The sequence below is a fragment of the Fluviispira multicolorata genome (assembly GCF_009208585.1).
Lineage (GTDB): Bacteria > Bdellovibrionota_B > Oligoflexia > Silvanigrellales > Silvanigrellaceae > Silvanigrella > Silvanigrella multicolorata.
In genome coordinates this window covers 67,007-84,730 of the sequence record NZ_WFLN01000008.1, presented here as the reverse complement: position 1 = coordinate 84,730, position 17,724 = coordinate 67,007, and the positions used below count along the sequence as shown (strand labels likewise).

The following is a 17,724-nucleotide window of genomic DNA, read 5'->3' as shown; positions in this document are numbered from 1 at the left end:
TTTTAATTATTTAATTGTTCTCTTATATGGAGTAAAAAATGGCAAGTCACAATCGATATCTTGTACGTAAAGTTGCAGTTTTGGGATCTGGAGTCATGGGAGCTCAAATTGCAGCACATATGGCAAATGCAAATGTTGAAGTTGTATTATTTGATCTTCCTGCAAAAGATGGAAATCCAAATGGAATTGTTCAGAAGTCACTCGCTTTTTTACAAAAGCTAGAACCTACTCCCTTTTCAATTAAATCAAAAGCGAATTATATTACACCTGCTAATTATGAACATGATCTTGATAAACTTCAAGATTGTGATCTAATTATTGAAGCAATTAGCGAAAGAATCGACTGGAAAAAAGATTTATATTCCAAAGTCAGTTCTAAAATCTCCTCACATGCAATCTTTGCAACCAACACTTCAGGACTTTCAATAAATTCACTCGCCGAAGTATTGCCTTCCGAATTAAGAAAAAACTTTTGTGGAATTCACTTTTTTAATCCACCCAGATACATGACTCTCGTAGAAATTATTCCTCAGAAAAGTACAAATTTACAAACGATGGATAATTTAGAAGAGTTTTTAACAACGACACTTGGTAAAGGAGTGATTCGAGCAAAAGATACGCCAAACTTTATTGCAAATAGAATTGGTGTTTTTTCAATGCTAGCAACAATGCACCATACCGAAAAATTTGCTTTAGGTTTTGACGTAGTCGACGCATTAACAGGCACATCGATAGGAAGAGCAAAAAGTGCGACTTATAGAACTTTAGATGTTGTTGGTATTGATACACTTGCACACGTAATTAAAACAATGTCTGACACACTTCCAAACGATCCTTGGCATTCTATTTTTAATGTACCGAGCTGGATTCAAGCTCTTATTTCTAAAGGAGCTGTTGGACAAAAAGCGGGTGGAGGTGTTTTTAGAAAGATCGGGAAAGAAATTCATGTCCTCGATTTAAAGTTACAAGATTATAGACCCAGCAAACCTGAAGCAGATGCAGACGTTGTTTCCATTTTAAAATTGAAAGACCCAAGTGAAAAATTTAAACAATTGAGAAACTCCAAAAATCCTCAAGCACAATTTCTTTGGGCGATTTTTAGAGATCTTTTTCACTACTGCGCTGTACAACTCGAAGAAATAGCAGACAATGCACGCGACCTTGACCTTGCCATCCGCTGGGGATACGGCTGGGCAATGGGACCATTTGAAACTTGGCAAGCAGCAGGTTGGAAATTTATTACAGATGCTATTAATGAGGACATTGCAGCAGGCAAAACTGTTGCGAAATCTCCACTTCCTGCTTGGGTTACAGATGGACGCAGTGAAGTCCATTTTGCAAATGGCAGCTATTCTCCGAGCACAAATAAAAACGAACCGCGCAGAGAACTTCCTGTTTATTTAAGACAGTATTATCCTGAGCGGGTTCTTGGAGAAAAAGCAACATATGGTGAAACAGTTTATGAAAATGAAGGTGTTCGGCTTTGGACCAAAGATCAAGAAGTTTCAATTCTATCATTTAAGAGCAAAATGCACGCAATAGGCTCAGATGTTCTTGAAGGCGTTATTAAATCTGTAAAAATTGCAGAAGATAAATTTAAAGGTCTAGTCCTTTGGCAAACTGAAGCCCCATTTAGTGCTGGAGCAAATTTAGCACAAGTCACTCAAGCACTAAAAGACAATGATTTTAAAACTCTAGAAACAATGGTGAAACGCTTTCAAGATGCTTCTATGGCTTTAAAGCACTCCCTTGTGCCAACAGTGGCAGCAGTTCAAGGGCTTGCGCTTGGTGGAGGCTGTGAATTTGTAATGCATTGTAGCAAAGCGGTGGCAGCACTGGAAACTTATATGGGACTTGTTGAAGTAGGAGTTGGACTTCTCCCTGCAGGGGGAGGATGCAAAGAGTTTACTCTAAGAGCCGCAAAAGAAGCAAAAGGTGGAAATATTTTTCCATTTCTGCAAAAATATTTTGAAAATATTGCTATGGCTAAAGTTTCACGCAGCGCCGAAGATGCAAAAGAGCTTGGATATTTAAGACCTTCAGACACAATTATTTTTAATCCAAATGAACTTTTATATGTTGCAACTGAAGAAGTAAAATCATTATACGAAACTGGTTACCGCCCTCCTCTTAAATCTAAAGATATTATTGTAACAGGTAAAGGTGGCACAGCAACATTTAAAGCGGCTCTTGTAAACATGCTCGCAGGCGGATTTATTTCTGAACATGATAATGAAATTGGTAAACGTGTTGCAACAATTTTAGGAGGCGGAGAAATAGATCAAGGTAACACAGTCACAGACGAATGGCTTCTAGAGTTGGAATTTAGATTCTTTATGGAGTTATTAAGAAGTGAAAAAACACAGCAGCGCATAAAATATATGCTCGAAAATGGTAAACCTCTTAGAAATTAATATATGCTTTAAAGGAGTCAAACATAATGTCAAAACAAATTCAAGATGCTTATATATGTGCTGCAATAAGAACTCCAGTAGGAAAGGCTCCAAGAGGAGTCTTTAAAACCACTCGTCCTGATGATTTACTCGCACACTGTTTAAAAGGAATAATACAAAAATATCCAAATTTAAACCCAATGGAAATTGGTGATGTCATTACGGGATGTGCCATGCCTGAGGCTGAACAGGGAATGAATGTTGCCAGAATTTCTTTACTTTTGGCTGGGTTGCCCAATGTCGTCCCTGGAATGACTATCAATCGCTTTTGCTCGTCAGGTATTCAAGCTGTTGCCATGGCTGCAGATAGAATAAAATTGGGAGAAGCAGACTTAATGATTGCATCTGGAACAGAAAGCATGAGTCTTATTCCAATGATGGGTCACAAAGTAGTCATGAATCCGAGTTTTTTTGCGGATGAAAATATTGCCATTTCTTATGGAATGGGCATCACAGCAGAAAAAGTTGCTGATAAATGGAAAATTACCCGTGAAGCTCAAGATAATTTTGCTTTGGAAAGCCATCGCAGGGCTAGCGAAGCCATTAAAAATGGTGAATTTAGTGATGAAATACTTCCTTATACTGTCACAGACTGCTCTCCAGGCAAGATAGGAGAAGTTTTGAATCATAATAAAATTATAAGTCACGATGAAGGACCAAGACCTGATTCAACTTACGAGGCACTTGCTAAACTGAGACCTGTTTTTGCAGCACGTGGCAGCGTCACCGCTGGGAACAGCTCACAAATGAGTGATGGCGCTGCAGCTATTCTCTTAGCAAGTGAAAAAGCAATCAAAAAATTCAATCTCACACCACTCGCACGCTTTGTTAGCTTTGCAGTGGCAGGAGTTCCACCCGAAATTATGGGTATTGGACCTAAAGAAGCAATTCCTAAGGTATTAAAGCAAGCTGGTATCAAACAAAATCAAATTGATTGGTTTGAATTAAATGAAGCTTTTGCTGCACAAAGTCTTGCCGTAATTAATGATCTTGGACTGGATCCTAAAAAAGTAAACCCACTGGGGGGAGCCATAGCACTCGGCCACCCACTTGGTGCAACAGGCGCAATTCGTACAGCAACAATTGTGAATGGAATGAAACGACGCAATAACAAATATGGAATAGTCACAATGTGTATAGGCACTGGGATGGGAGCTGCAGGACTTATTGAAATGGTCTAATTCTCTTTTTCAAGCATAAAAAAATACTCTTCCATAAAGGAAGGGTATTTTTTTTTAAATATAATTAAATCTTTATAAAAATTAACTCACATTTTTGACTATAAATCCGATGACATAAATTGCTCAATAAAGAATAAGTATTTAGCAATTGCAACTCTTATAAAGAGTTTAAGTTTACATGAGTCGGAGAATAATTATGATTCTACTTTCTCTTCGTATAATTAAATTACTCGCTCTATTTTCAATATTATTCTCATTTTATGCATTTGCCGGGACCTTCTATGTTGCATGTTACTATTATGATTCTGACAAAGGACCATATAATAAAAACTCTTCTTTAATGACGCCAAGTAAACTTTATATTGGTGCAAATACAAATTATTTCTGGGCTTTAAATGACGCAAACCAATATACGAAATTAAATGGTACAGTTATAGATGGATTTTTTATTGAAGAATATTTAACTCGAAGTGAAGTCGAAAAACATTGTCAAAATGCTATTAAAAATGGTACATTTTTTTGGAAAAGTAAAGTAACTTTAAAACTCCTAGATTATAAAGCTGCGACATCTAATTTTGATGGGTTTGAATATCCAATTCGTTTTCTCAAAGATAATAATAATTATGCTAAAATTAAGCAAATTATTCTTTTTGGTGACAGTTTGTCTGATACTGGAAATTTAAAAAGATGGACAAAATATATGCCTGGATATCCTGGTTTTTTTGGACGCTTTACAGATTTCTATAATTGGATTGATTTTCTTGCTGGTATGCAGCCGAATAAAGGTCCCCATTATCCTGTTTTAAATTTTGCTTATGGTGGTGCAAAATCAGACGGATCAAATGATTTCTACTTTAATAATTTAAAAAATTATATGACATCACTTGGTAGAAATTTCGTAACAGGCAGTTCAAAAGATTATATCAATCATTTTTTGAATTCATATTTAACTCAAGACTCATATGCCTCAAAATCTCCATATATTAGCAATTCTGATGAAATTCTATTCGTTATTTGGATTGGCGCAAATGATTATATTTCTAAATTAGAAAGCCCAATATTTACTCAAGAATTTTTTGATAATCCAAATAAAATTGGTGGATCTACTACAGTTTATAAGCGATCTGTAGAAAATATTTCTGAACAAATTAATATTTTATACAACCGTGGCGCACGCCATTTTTTAATTTTTAATCTTCCAGATTTTGGTAGAACTCCTGTCGTATTAGATACGAGATATAAAATAAAGGATATTGAAAATCCAACGGATGAAAGAAATAAAATAGCATTTTCTCAAAAAATAACTAAGGTCATTGACAATCATAATAAAACTTTACAATTAAAAATAAAAGAAATTGAAACAATAAAGAAAGATATTGATATCACTTATGTTGACATTTTTAAAGGTTTTAATTCTTTTATAGAGGGTAAAAATATCATAGATGGGAGCAATTTTAATTACGAAACACAACCTTTGGATTCAAAATACCTTATTCCAGGTACAACAAATAAATATATTCAAGAAGTTTGCTACACAGGGGGTTACATTGGTGCAGCAAAGGCATTAGTAAAAAGCGATTTTAGCGCAAATACATATGCATTAAGAAGTTCATGTCACAGACAAAGCGAAAGTGAATCAGATGGGCTTGATAAAATCAGTGCAACAACGGTATTTTGGAACAACCCCCATCCAAGCAGCTATGCACACTGCTGGATAAGTTTTATGGCCAGAAAAGCTTTAGAAGATAAAGGACTCATTCCAAAAGAGCTTACAACACTTGAAGACTATAAAAATTATTGTTTTAGTATATTAAAATTGAAATACAATTAAAATTTCTTTATATACCTCCCTCTTTTTTTTAGAAAAAGTGGGGGGTATTTTTGTATTTCTATTTATTTAGATGGTTTAGCTGGAACGATAGGAGCACTTGACGTCTTTTCACTAGGTACCAAAGGAGTCGGTAAAGTAGCCTCTACCTTCGGATTTACCAACGGAACTTGAGCACTTGGCATAGCAAGTGATTTCTCCAATTGATTGTTTAACTCATACTTGTTACTTGTACGAACCCAAGATGAAGCCATTGCAAGTATAAAAAAGAGAATACCACAAACCCAAGTAGCTCTAACGATGAGTTTGACCCCGCCCGTTGCCCCAAAAAAACCTGCTGAATTCCCACCACCGAAGGCTCCACCAAGGCCACCTTCGTTGCCTTGCTGCAAAACAATGATAAGAACTATCAAAACTAAAGCATCTATGATTAAAAGAGTTGTCAGAAGTGTTGAAATCATCTTAGTATCCTCAATGTAGAAGGCTGCATGCCTGCTCAAGATAGAAATGTATTGCACAGCAATGAAGAATTCTCAAGTTCGATTCACCAAGTGGGTTTATTAAATGACGCGCATGACCAAAAAAAAAGAAGTTTCAGAATCTAAAGTCGAAGCAACAGTGAAACCAAAGTCCTCTGGAATTAGGTCGAAGAAAGTAACTCCAAAGGCAGAGTCATCTCTTCAAAAGCAGAAGAAAACGACAAGTTCTCGTGCAAAAGTGGAAAAAGCTGTTCCAAAAAAAGCAGCTCCTCTTAAAGCAAAAACTGTTACAGAAAAGAAAGAAAAAGCCAACAAAGTAACAACTCCGACCAAAGCACCGAAAAAGGTAAAAATACCAGTCAGAAAAGTCGCTGAACAACCTGTTCAAACACTTTTCTCAGATATTGAAAGAATTGAATCTGAAATTCCAAAAGAATTAAAGAAAATTGATACTGAAGTTATTAAAGATTCTGTTCAAAAAAATCTGGTTTTAAAAACACAAATTCTTATACCAGAAATGATACCAGCTCCTAAATATACTTTGCCCATAGCTGCAGCAGAGCAAAAGAAAAAAATTCGTTTTGAAAACCTCGTTGCCAATGACTCCATTATTGAAGCCATTAAAAAATTAGGTATTAAAGAACCTTCTGAAACGCTACAAAATGCGTTGCCAGCTGCACTTAGAGGCTCAGATCTTCTTTTAATAAAGCCAGAACAAAATGATGGTTTTCTTATTGGGGTCATAACAGCAGCCTCTAAAATTTTGTCAGAAAGCCTTCCAAAAGGAACAGCTCAAACTCCATCAATATTATTTTTATGTGCATCTCAAAAAAAAGCAGATGAAGTTTATTCTGCAAGTAAAGATATTTTTGCGCAAATTGGAATCCATTTCCATGAGCTTAAAGAAACGCATTCTGAAGATGAAATAAAAAGTATTCTAAATAAAGAAATTGATGTTCTTATTTCTACTCCAAAAACGCTAAATAATGCAAAAGAGAACAAATTATTTAAATCGAATAATGTTGGACTATGCTTTATTTCAGCAACGCAAATTTTTACAAATGAAAATAGTTCTGATGAATTAGATAAAATCTTATCTTCTCTTCCTCAAGAAAGAACACAGAAAATATTCGTTGCCAATGAAAATACCCCAATCGTTCGAGAAATTGCTTTTAAATTTCTCGAAGATCCCGAATATGTTTCACTCATACCCTCACAAATTAAAGAACGTTCACCAAAACAATTTGCTCATGCACTTTCAGCAACACAAAAGTTCCAAGTTTTATTGGGCCATTTAAAGAACCATAAGCCCAATTGTGCAATTATATTTGCAAATACAAAATCAGTTGCAGAATGGATCGCATTTAAATTACATGGAAATGGAATTAAAGTAGATCTTGTTACAAACCAACTAAGTCAACAAAAAAAGATTGCATTATTAAACTCAGTAAAATCAGGTGACGTTAATATTATAGTCGCAACAGATAGTATTTCAAAAAGCATTGGTATTCAAAAGTTAAATTGTGTTTATAACTTCGATCTTCCTGATAATCCAAAAACTTTTTTAGACAGGCTTGCTCGAATTGAAGCAGCAAAAAATCCTATTGCCGTCTCGTTTGTCTGTGAAGACTATGGCTTCAATATGGGTTTAATTGAAGACACTCTTGGCTTTAAAATTCATATTGCTCAACCTGATAAAAACTATTTTAATATAAAAGACACATCTGATTATCCTCTCGAAACTGATGGAAAAGTAAAAAGAATTGGTGTGGTTTATGACGATGAGCGTACAGTTAAAGAAGAAATTCAGGTAAATAAAGATGCTCCTCCTTCTCGAACCACAAATGCTAAAGAACGCTTTGAAACGTTAAGCTTCACTCAAAAAGTAGCTCAAATAGTTCCCCCTCCACAAGTCTCTGTACCAGCAGAAACGCCTTCAGCAACAGCCGTTGCCCCAGAAGCACAAACAACTCAATCTGTTGTTGAAGATCAAAAACTTCAACCACGTCAAAAAATTGAAAAGAAAGACGAAACTCTATTACAAAGCACTCAGCAAAAACCTCAATACTCAACTCCTCTGCAAAAAGGCTTTGAACAAAGGAAAACACAACAACAAGGTAGTAAAAGCCCATTTGACAATCAAAATCGCTCCACCGACAAATACGTTCGCCGTGATGACCGCGCTAAAGAAGCCATCAACTCTGCGAAAATGGCTGCAAAAATGGCTTCTGAAAAGCGTAAAGATCGACTTTCAGATAAGTCACATGCTATGCCAAAACGTCCTGGAATTTTGGAAATTGCAGTTTCTTTGGTTCAAGATGCTGTTCAATCAGCTGCAAGTGCTGCAAAAGAGTCAATTGCTACGAATCTTCAACAAAATCTTCCAACCCTTTCACTTATGCTTGATCGTTTTAAAATCCTAAAAAAGCCCATAGAAAAGCAAAATGAACTTGAAAAGAAGGATTAATTATTTTTCTTTTTTAATTCATAAAAAGGTGTAAAAATTATTTTTTTACACCTTTTTTTTATTTAATAAAAAATCAATTTATGAACTTATTAATTAATCTGTTACCTTCAGATTCTACACGCTATATTTTTGACACTAAAACTATTCCTTTTTATATTAATATTAAAAATAAAATAATTTTCCTTTTCAAGAAAGGTTTAATATGCCATCAAATTCTAGTAAATCAAAAGCTGCAGTCGTCGGAAAAAAAGCAAAAGAAACTTCAAAAAATAAAAAGAAAATAAATGCAGTCAGCAATTTTTCTACTCCAGCATTTATTGAAGATCTTACTGGTGCAGCACAACAGGAACTTAATTTTCAATGGAATATCAATGCAAATGCATTTACTGAACAATCGATTACTGGAGATCCTTGGAATCAAGGTTATTTAGATGATACAGGAAAATTTATTCCAACTCCAATTCAGTCTTATTACTACAATTTAAGTACAACTCCCATTCCTCAAAACACTCAAGCTCCTTTAGTGCCTTGGATAGCTTTCCCACATAGAATTATTTATTACTTAGGGAAAGCCAATCCATCGACAAATATTTACAACTTAGAGCAACAAAAATTATTTGAACTAGCTGATACTGGATATTACACGAACAGTTCAGGAACCAAGCAGACATTTCCAAAAATTCCTGTTAATTTATGCCCAAAACCAAATTGGCAAGGAGAAATGCAAGAATATGGCCCTTACGGCCCAAGGGGATGGCAAGATGAGTATTGCGAATGGAGTGTCACTCGAAATTCAAGTGGCAAAATCACTCGAGTTGATTTTGTCTGCGAAAACCCTGAATACTGGTACACTCTCTGGCGGGTAGACCCAAATGCCGTTGCAAAAAAATATGAAGAAACTTTAAATTTTGGCTTACACACAAACAGTCAAAATTTAATAAAAATCAATATTGAAGATCTCTATTTAAATGATCCATTAACAGGTAAGCCTGTAATTGATCCATATACCAATAAACCTGCTTACAATCCGTTAAATAAGTGGAATAAAGGCCCAGTCTCGCAAAGGGGTTCAAGTCCATCTGGAGGGGCAATGCACCTCACAAGCTCACCAAATAGCTTGCAAACAGAAGTGGGACTTGCAGGATGTGCCACAGTTCAGCGAAAAGTGGGTAATGTAGATTCACAAGCACTTATTTGTTGCAGTAAATATGGACAATCTTTTCGAAACAGCGATCCTATTATTGGTCAATCTGTCAATCAAGTTGTCGAAGGACCACCAGCTTCTCGTGTTTCGTTAGCAAACCCAATTGGTCTGTATATTCAAAAACCAGATTTTACGAACTATGAATTATTTGATGATCCCAAACTTCCCGTAGACGCTCAAGTATCTGACTGCTGGCAAGTGATTAGAGGTCATGAAATACTTATCGACCCAATTACAAATGCGCCATTTAATGGAAATTTTATATTGCATGCAGCTTTTCAAATTCCTGAAAAATGGATTGCCGCTGGGGTTACTAAAACCATCAGTGACATTAAAATCAATTCGGAAGGGGTGTCTTCACCTATTCAATGGGCAGGACAAATTGCACTTACTTTCCATGTTGGTCTTTATGCGAGACCTTTGCCTGCAGCAGAGCTGCAACCTGTTAGTTGTCTCGTAAGCCTCGATAATCCAACTTCGGACAAATCGCTTCCACCAGCTCAAGCACAACCCGTTCAAATGATGTATCAAACGCTTTGGAATGCCTATTACGGAACAAAAATTTCAAACCCAGTTGGTGTTCCCATGAACTTAGCAACAAATACAGTTATTGTACCTGTCCCCGTTAGACAGGGAGATCAGGGTTTAAAAATAGCTTTAATTTGTAACACAGCTGTTACGCATACATTCAACACTTTACCATCTGTGACAGCTTCAAATTCAAATATTGAAATCACTGTTGATAAAAAAGCAGGGCTACAAGATGTCACATATGCTGCGCCGGGAAATTCATATCCCGATGTTTTTAAAATGCTTACTTTAACAGTTAATATAAATAAAAATGTACCTCCAGGTCTCTATGGAATTCAAGTTAAAAATCCTGGAAAAGGAATGCCAGATGCATTGATTGCCCCAGGTTTTATAAATGTTCTTCCAGCAAAACAGAATTAAAAAAGCAAGTTAAATAAAGTAACAGTATAATTTCTTGAGATTTTTTTATTCTAAATTGAGAGGGCAGTTAATAGAATGCAATTCAATAAATTAATTTTTTTATTCTTAAATTCTATTTACTTTCCTTGTACATTCGCTGCAAATGATCCTGTACCAGGAAATTGCAGCACCCCCCCTCAGCTCAATACAGTTATACCAACAGATATGTCCGTTCCAAATTCTCAAGTAAATGCCAATTGCTTTGCCTGGCAAGAATTTATTGCATTAAACTGGCTTGCGGATACAAGTATTTGCGCAGCAGACAGTACTGTAAAAACAAGTGATTTTGGGGAAATTAATAATTTTGCACCGGTCGTTTGGGAAACATATAAAGAATCTGCAGAAATATTTTTACCTCAAGCTCAACAACCTACACCATGGTGTAGCCAACAAACACTTCCAAAAGTTTGGAATGATAAATTAAAATCAATCAAAAAAACATCTGCCCATGGGTACAAAGCATTGGCATCTATTTCAAAAGGTGCAAACAATGCAGAAGTTTTAAATTTAAATTCATACGGCCAAGCAGGAACGAAAAACTCTTGGATCACTTCACAAGCAGGAAAAATTGCATTATATGAAATAAGAGTAAATCAAGATGAATTTAATTACATCAATAATAACCAACTATACAATGCACAAGTACAACAAAAATTTGTAGTAACACAGGGAATAAACTTACCTGATGGATCTGCAACTTTTACACAGTATGGAAAGATTGGATCCATTGAACTCAAAGCATCATGGGTAGAACTTCCAGATCCAAAGACTTGGCCTTCTTTTAAAATATCTAAAGCAGTGGTTAAGTATCCCAACGAGAATACCCCAAAAGAAGTAACTGTTGGACTCACAGGATTACATATCATTCACAAAACAAAGCGCTCACCACAATTTATTTGGGCAACCTTTGAGCATATAAATAATGCGCCTAATTCAGATAAAAAAAATATGCTCCCTTGGTATACTTTTTATAATCTAAATTGTAATCCAAATACAGATCACTATCACTGTTATCCTAATGCACAGCCACCCACAGCGAGTCCACAAAATCCTTATTTCCCAAATTATCCTACAGATCCTTATAATGCTCCCATTCAAGTTATGCGCATGGCTCCAATAAGCAATACAGGAGCTAATAATGTAGCAGGGCTTAATAAATGGGTTTGGGACAATGTCATTTCACCTGCTAATTCACAATCTGTTTTTTTAAATTATCAACTTGTTAATGTCGTTTGGGCGAATAATCCTGAGATCATTCAAGCAGGAGCAAGAACTCCTCTTCCTGATGGAAACCCACAGCCTAATCCAAGTAGCTTTGTGGTTGCAAACACAACACTTGAAACGTATTTTCAACAAACAAAAAGCTGTTTAACTTGCCATCAAAATGCAGGCCTACAACAAAACACTCAAAATACGAATGCAAAAAGTAAATCACAAAATAATCTAAAAGGTTTAGCACATATGTTACATTTATTAAAGAATAATGAGAAAAGCATTAGTAAAACTACAACTGATAGCAATAATCCTTATGCCTCTGATTATTCTTTTCTATTTTATAGCGCAACAAATCCCGCTCCTTCTTCGAATAAAAAATAGAACAGAAGATTGCATATTATGTGATCAATCAATTCAATATTTAAACTGAATAAAGATTAAAACACGGCTGCTTGTACTTGTGAAATATGACTTTTTCTAAGCATAAACATCATAAGACGCGATTGACCAATTCCACCTCCTAAAGATAATGGCAATTCACCTTTTAAAAGCATTGAGTGAAATAAAAGAGATGCGCGACTTTCTTGCCCCGCTATTTTCAATTGCTTTTTAAGAGCCTCAATATCAACACGAATACCCATCGAAGAAAGCTCATATGCTGTTTCTAAAATAGGATTCCAAACTAAAATATCTCCGTTTAAGCCTTTAAATTTTTCACAAGTTGCTGTTGTCCAATCATCATAATCTGGTGCACGTCCATCATGAGGTACACCACTTTTTAATGCACCACCAATTCCAATTAAAAAGACAGCACCATGCTTTTTACATATTTCATGTTCCCTTTGTTGTGGGCTTAAAGTAGGGTACATTTGCTCAAGCTCTTCAGTATGAATAAAGGTAATTTGAGCAGGTAAAATGCTTTGTGTTTCTTTATAAATCTCAGATAAACGAGATTCCGTTTGTTTAATGCTTTTAAATATTTTTCTTACTGTTTCTTTTAAGAAGTCAAGAGTGCGTTGCTCTTTTGAAATACAAATTTCCCAATCCCATTGATCAACATATGCTGAGTGAGTTGCATCTATTTTATCTTGCGGACGAATAGCACGCATATCTGTATATAGTCCTTCACCAATAGAAAATTCATAATGTTTTAACATCATTCTTTTCCATTTTGCGAGTGACTGAACCACCTCAATTCTTTTTGTAGAACTATATTCTGGAATATAAAATGACACTGGAGCTTCAACACCATTTAAATCATCATTAATTCCTGTGCCTGCTTCAACAAAAAGTGGAGATGATATTTTTGATAAATGTAATGTTTCTGCAAAAGTCTCAGAAAAAAATGTCTTTAAAAAATGAATTTGCTTTTCTGTTTTTTTAAGTTCAGCAGCAGAAAAAAGAGATTTTGAACACGAAATTACACTAAGAGACATGATGACACCTCAAATAAAATAAATTTGGTTAAAGAAACAACTAGATTAATTAAAATAAAACAATTTTATTTAATTAAATTTTTATATTTAGTTTTTAAATTTTGAATTAATTATTATTATTATTGATTTGATTATTATTGATTTGATTATTATTGATTTGATTATTATTAGAATTGCAATTTGTGAAAGAAACAGAAGCGATGAGAGATAAAAAAGAACAAGAAACTTGAGTGGTTTCAATGACTTTCTGTATAACTGTTTTAAAATGTTTCATTGCAATATACCTTTATAGGTCTTGGTTGTACCTGTTCAAACAAACTAGGCAAGTTCGTTATAAAAGAGTTGTTTCACTCTGTCAAATATTTTTTAATTTTCACTTGAATCATTTCAGAGGAATTTTGAATTTGAGAATGAACTTAGTTTCTTTAGAAAGGGGGTCGAGAGACAAGACACCTCCACTTCTTTCAACAAAATTCATAGCTTGAGATAATCCTAAACCAAGATTTTTAAATTCTTTTGTAGTAAAAAAAGGTTCAAATATACTTTTCCGCTGAGATAGAGGTATTCCTTTACCACTGTCACTGATCGTTAAAACCATTTCATTTTCAATCTCTTCTAAAGAAATCTTAATTATAGGATTTTCATTCTTCTCAAGAGCCTCGACTGCATTCAATAATAAATTCACAATAGCATTACTAATATCATCTTTTTTAATGTATATTTCTTTTTCATTTTCTAATAAATTAAATTCACATTTAACATTATTTTTATCTAATTCTGCCTCACAAAATTTAATGGCAATTTGGACAGGCTCCGATAACAGACATTTAAATGGCAAAGAACTCGGCTCATCAACTACCATTCTTTGAAGCTTTGAAATAATTCCTGAGATTCTTAATGTACTACTTCTCATTTTTTCTAAATTTTCTAGAAATATTTTATCATTTATTTTATCTTTACTCATGTGCTTATTTTCCATGAGATCAATACAGAGTTGTATAAAGGCAAGTGGATTATTTATTTCATGCGCAATTGCACCTGCAACTCGTGAAAGACTTTTTGTATTGGTTGAAATATATTCTTCATATTGCTTATACTTTGACTCTGTAGAATTAATAAAAGCTCCAACATAACCGTCAAATTCCTTTTTTTCATTTTGTCTTATTGTTCCATTAGCTTTTAACCATAAATAATTACCATCTTTCGTTTGAGCCATTATTTCCACTTCTCGGAATGCAGTTTGACTATTTATTGAATTTACAAATAGATCTTTTAACTCGTTTGGAGCACCTTCAGCAAATAGATCTTCTGGCCGTCTAAAAGCAATCTCTAGATTTTGATATCCTAATTGTCTATAAATATTTTCTGAAAGAAATCTAAAATTTCCTTTTTTATCTGTTTCCCAATAGCAATCAAAACTGACTTCCACCAATTCTTGTATTTTTTTAGCTTGATTTAATGATTGCTTCGTAATTAAATCTTTTTCCTTTTGCAAAGCACGAACTTTTGCAGATAATGCAAATGATAAGAAAATAGCTTCTATAATTGCGCCAATTTGAAGGGAATATTTTATTAAAGAATTGCCTTCAAATGCCCCAAGCAGCTGAATTGAATATAAAACCCCTCCACAACATATAGAAAACATTGAAAATAAATAAAATTTTGCTCCTGGTAATTTATTTTTAATAGCAATAATTGGAATATAAATTAAGGCAATGGATAGGGTAATACCCATAAACGGGATAAAAACAAGTGCAAGTTCAAAATTAATAAAACTAATAATCATCATCGTTACAGGAAGTATAATATAATATTTAAAAAAATTATGAATTAATTTACTATTAACTTTTAAGTTTAGAAAATAATCTGTAAAAACAATCACTGAAATAACGCTTAAACCATGTGAAAGTAATAGACTTAATTTTGTAAAATTTGGATATCCATACCAAATATAACTTTCTCCAAAACCTGTAATTGAAAAATTAATGTAATTAATAGATAAAATATGGAGAAAATAATTTAAATAATTTATATCTTTAGTAAGAATAAACAAACAAATTGAATTAATAGCTACCGTAAAAGTAATACCTATAAATATCCATATAAATTTTTCCATATGTGGATATAAAAAAGGATTATTCAGCGTTTGTAAGATTGAATTAATATCAATATTCATTCATAAGTCCTTGATAAGCCTTATACACTCTTTATTTTCGTAATAATATTAAGAAAGTTAAGATATTTTTTAAAAATTTATCTTTATAAAATGTTAAAACTACCGAAAAGAGGTTGTTTGGTTAAGAAGTTTATATGAAATAATAAATTTCTTATTAATAAAAGGGTGTTATATGCCGTCAATACTAATCGTTGATGACGAAGAAATGATCTGTACCTATCTCGAAATGCATTTTCGCAGCGAAGGATATGAAACTTTCACTGCAAAAAATGGGATTGAAGGTATTCAAATGTGCAAAGATCATCAACCTAATATCATCATTTCAGATATTAAAATGCCACAATGTGACGGCGTGAAGTTTATACAAGTTATAAAAGAAAATAGTGAGTATAATCCGGTTATCTTTTACATAACAGCTTATTCAGATGTTACAATTGACAATGCATATGAATTAGGAGTCGATGCTTTATTTAAAAAGCCATTCCAAATTAAAGATATAGTCAGCGGAATTAAAAAGTTTTCAAAAATAAAACAAGAACATTCACAAATCGAAATACAGAAAAAATTAAACGAGCACCAATTGTCTGAAAATGCTCAATTAAAACTTATAGCTGAACTCTCTACGGGAATTTCTCATAATATTAATAATCATATTTCTTATATAACAACATCCTCATATGTTCTTAGAAAATATTTGGAAAAAATTATAAATAAGGAAAATAACGAAGACACTGAAAAAAATGATCTTTTAAAAATGATTAAAATTTCTGAAAAAATCCATGCACACGCACTCATGACCTATAGAATAGTTAAAAGTATGAAGATGCTTGCAAGAAAAAACGCCTCTGATGATGAAAAAGAAAATATCTCATTAATTTCAATTATTCAAAGTGCAATTGATCTCTTGGAAGAAGAATTTAAAATAAATTTGATTAAATGCACCCTAACTTATCCGGTAGATATTCAAATAAAATGTTATCCAGAACAAGTACTACAAGTGTTCTTAAATTTATTACAAAATGCTTGTGATGCTCTCTCAGAGTTAAAAGATGATGAAAAATGGATTCAAATTGATGTTTCTTTAAATAATGAAAAAACTGAGGTTGCCTTTACAGATTGTGGTTTAGGTATCCCAGAAAATGTACGATCTCATATTATGGAAGCTTTTTTTACGACTAAAAATAGAGGCAAGGGAACAGGAGTGGGCTTAAGCTTAAGTAAAAGAATTATGGAAGCTCACGATGGAACACTTTCCCTTGATGAATCATCAAAAAACACTCGATTTGTCGCATCATTTAAATCAACTTGATAACGACCAGATTCGAGAGTCCATCTCCATGCACCGACCATCCAGTTCTTTAATCCATTGATCCACTCTTGGACTATTTGATTTTCTGATTCATTTATAACTTCTAAAAGCACTCTTTTTTCCAGTTCAATAAAATGAGATATTTCTTGATTATGCAGTTCAACTGTCTTATCAAAAGCCTTATCAAATGAAATGACTTCGTGCGACATAAGTGAGGTTAATAAATTACATGGTTCTCCATGACGAAATTCTTTTGGAAAAGAATAAATATCATTTGCCCATGCACAAATATTTGATGCCATATCTCTAAAAAGAAAGTATTCAGGAGATATTTTAAAGTACTGTGGGAGATCAGAACTTAGAGTAAGTTCAATCATATCAAAAAATGAATACATCCCAACAGATAATAACCTCAGCTTCAAATAATCAACAACATTTGGAACTTCTTTTGCAGCCCTATAAAATGATTCTTTTAAACAACCTTCGAAATATTGAGACATACTTTTTTGATACTGAGCGAGCCAATTCTTATCTGTTACTTTTCTGAGTCTCTCCATTAAATTTTTTAAAGCTAATGTAATATTATTTTGATAATCTGTTTCTCTTAAACAGATTATATTAAAATACGCATCTAATACTTTTGAAGTCTGAATAGGATCTTTTCCTAAAGCTTGCTCATCATACTCATCATCAGCTAAAAAAATCCAATTAATCCAATCTGAAATGAGAGAAAGTAATTCAAAAGATGCATTAGGATATGAATATGCCACGACTCCCCATGCCCTTAGCGCAACTGCTTTATTAAAATCATCCTGATTTTTAACTAAATTGTATTCTTTTAACCAGTTTAAGGTTGATTTTTCAGCCGCTTCCACAAATGGATTTACACTAAGAGGAAATGGGTAATAAAGTTTATCTTTTGCATTCCTAATCAAGCTTTCTGTATTAATCTTCATCTAGACCTCCCTACTTAAAGTTCAATTAAG

At 33.6% G+C, this 17,724-nt stretch carries 12 protein-coding genes; 7 read left to right on the top strand and 5 right to left on the bottom strand.

What is annotated here, in order from left to right; all coding sequences use genetic code 11:
• Positions 1–38 precede the first annotated feature (38 nt).
• The 3 genes from GCL57_RS11230 to GCL57_RS11220 all read left to right on the top strand — a co-directional run bounded on the left by GCL57_RS11230 (position 39) and on the right by GCL57_RS11220 (position 5,465).
• Entirely contained in the window at positions 39–2,414 is a 2,376-nt protein-coding gene (locus GCL57_RS11230; protein ID WP_152213446.1) for a 3-hydroxyacyl-CoA dehydrogenase/enoyl-CoA hydratase family protein, read from the top strand.
• 26 nt (positions 2,415–2,440) lie between these two features.
• A complete protein-coding gene (locus GCL57_RS11225; protein ID WP_152213445.1) occupies positions 2,441–3,634 on the top strand; it encodes an acetyl-CoA C-acyltransferase in 1,194 nt (397 codons plus the stop codon).
• A gap of 196 nt (positions 3,635–3,830) precedes the next feature.
• Entirely contained in the window at positions 3,831–5,465 is a 1,635-nt protein-coding gene (locus GCL57_RS11220; RefSeq protein WP_161597724.1) for an SGNH/GDSL hydrolase family protein, read from the top strand.
• 62 nt (positions 5,466–5,527) lie between these two features.
• Here the strand turns inward: GCL57_RS11220 and secG are convergent, their stop codons facing one another.
• Positions 5,528–5,923 (bottom strand): preprotein translocase subunit SecG, encoded by a 396-nt coding sequence (secG, locus tag GCL57_RS11215; protein WP_152213443.1) that lies wholly within the window; start codon positions 5,921–5,923, stop codon positions 5,528–5,530.
• Between the two features lie 103 nt (positions 5,924–6,026).
• Here secG and GCL57_RS11210 point away from each other — a divergent pair, with 103 nt between their 5' ends.
• The 3 genes from GCL57_RS11210 to GCL57_RS11200 all read left to right on the top strand — a co-directional run bounded on the left by GCL57_RS11210 (position 6,027) and on the right by GCL57_RS11200 (position 12,198).
• The gene (locus GCL57_RS11210) at positions 6,027–8,408 is read left to right on the top strand and encodes a helicase-related protein (protein WP_152213442.1); all 2,382 of its coding nucleotides are present in this window, start codon (positions 6,027–6,029) and stop codon (positions 8,406–8,408) included.
• Between the two features lie 202 nt (positions 8,409–8,610).
• Positions 8,611–10,563 carry a hypothetical protein gene (locus GCL57_RS11205; RefSeq protein WP_152213441.1) on the top strand — a complete coding sequence of 651 codons (1,953 nt, stop codon included), beginning with the start codon at positions 8,611–8,613 and terminating at the stop codon, positions 10,561–10,563.
• A 75-nt stretch (positions 10,564–10,638) separates the two neighbouring features.
• Positions 10,639–12,198 carry a hypothetical protein gene (locus GCL57_RS11200; RefSeq protein ID WP_152213440.1) on the top strand — a complete coding sequence of 520 codons (1,560 nt, stop codon included), beginning with the start codon at positions 10,639–10,641 and terminating at the stop codon, positions 12,196–12,198.
• A gap of 56 nt (positions 12,199–12,254) precedes the next feature.
• On the opposite strand, the gene asnA is transcribed toward GCL57_RS11200, so the two are convergent.
• The 3 genes from asnA to GCL57_RS11190 all read right to left on the bottom strand — a co-directional run bounded on the left by asnA (position 12,255) and on the right by GCL57_RS11190 (position 15,429).
• On the bottom strand, positions 12,255–13,253 hold the full coding sequence (gene asnA / locus GCL57_RS11195; protein WP_152213439.1) for an aspartate--ammonia ligase: 999 nt from the start codon (positions 13,251–13,253) through the stop codon (positions 12,255–12,257).
• Between the two features lie 106 nt (positions 13,254–13,359).
• Positions 13,360–13,527: a hypothetical protein gene (locus GCL57_RS14820; protein ID WP_161597723.1), complete on the bottom strand. Its 168-nt coding sequence runs from the start codon at positions 13,525–13,527 to the stop codon at positions 13,360–13,362.
• A 108-nt stretch (positions 13,528–13,635) separates the two neighbouring features.
• Complete coding sequence (locus tag GCL57_RS11190; protein WP_152213438.1) at positions 13,636–15,429, bottom strand: 7TM diverse intracellular signaling domain-containing protein; 1,794 nt, start codon at positions 15,427–15,429, stop codon at positions 13,636–13,638.
• Between the two features lie 172 nt (positions 15,430–15,601).
• Here GCL57_RS11190 and GCL57_RS11185 point away from each other — a divergent pair, with 172 nt between their 5' ends.
• Positions 15,602–16,738: an ATP-binding response regulator gene (locus GCL57_RS11185; protein ID WP_152213437.1), complete on the top strand. Its 1,137-nt coding sequence runs from the start codon at positions 15,602–15,604 to the stop codon at positions 16,736–16,738.
• Here GCL57_RS11185 and GCL57_RS11180 read toward each other — a convergent pair.
• The gene (locus GCL57_RS11180; RefSeq protein WP_152213436.1) at positions 16,666–17,694 is read right to left on the bottom strand and encodes a terpene synthase family protein; all 1,029 of its coding nucleotides are present in this window, start codon (positions 17,692–17,694) and stop codon (positions 16,666–16,668) included. The two genes, GCL57_RS11185 and GCL57_RS11180, sit on opposite strands and share 73 nt — an antisense overlap.
• Positions 17,695–17,724 lie beyond the last annotated feature (30 nt).

Bases quoted from the DNA above. Each gene is read 5' to 3' on its own strand.
- GCL57_RS11230 (WP_152213446.1), top strand. From the start codon at position 39: ATGGCAAGTCACAATCGATATCTTGTACGTAAAGTTGCAGTTTTGGGA.
- GCL57_RS11225 (WP_152213445.1), top strand. From the start codon at position 2,441: ATGTCAAAACAAATTCAAGATGCTTATATATGTGCTGCAATAAGAACT.
- GCL57_RS11220 (WP_161597724.1), top strand. From the start codon at position 3,831: ATGATTCTACTTTCTCTTCGTATAATTAAATTACTCGCTCTATTTTCA.
- secG (WP_152213443.1), bottom strand. From the start codon at position 5,923: ATGATTTCAACACTTCTGACAACTCTTTTAATCATAGATGCTTTAGTT.
- GCL57_RS11210 (WP_152213442.1), top strand. From the start codon at position 6,027: ATGACGCGCATGACCAAAAAAAAAGAAGTTTCAGAATCTAAAGTCGAA.
- GCL57_RS11205 (WP_152213441.1), top strand. From the start codon at position 8,611: ATGCCATCAAATTCTAGTAAATCAAAAGCTGCAGTCGTCGGAAAAAAA.
- GCL57_RS11200 (WP_152213440.1), top strand. From the start codon at position 10,639: ATGCAATTCAATAAATTAATTTTTTTATTCTTAAATTCTATTTACTTT.
- asnA (WP_152213439.1), bottom strand. From the start codon at position 13,253: ATGTCTCTTAGTGTAATTTCGTGTTCAAAATCTCTTTTTTCTGCTGCT.
- GCL57_RS14820 (WP_161597723.1), bottom strand. From the start codon at position 13,527: ATGAAACATTTTAAAACAGTTATACAGAAAGTCATTGAAACCACTCAA.
- GCL57_RS11190 (WP_152213438.1), bottom strand. From the start codon at position 15,429: ATGAATATTGATATTAATTCAATCTTACAAACGCTGAATAATCCTTTT.
- GCL57_RS11185 (WP_152213437.1), top strand. From the start codon at position 15,602: ATGCCGTCAATACTAATCGTTGATGACGAAGAAATGATCTGTACCTAT.
- GCL57_RS11180 (WP_152213436.1), bottom strand. From the start codon at position 17,694: ATGAAGATTAATACAGAAAGCTTGATTAGGAATGCAAAAGATAAACTT.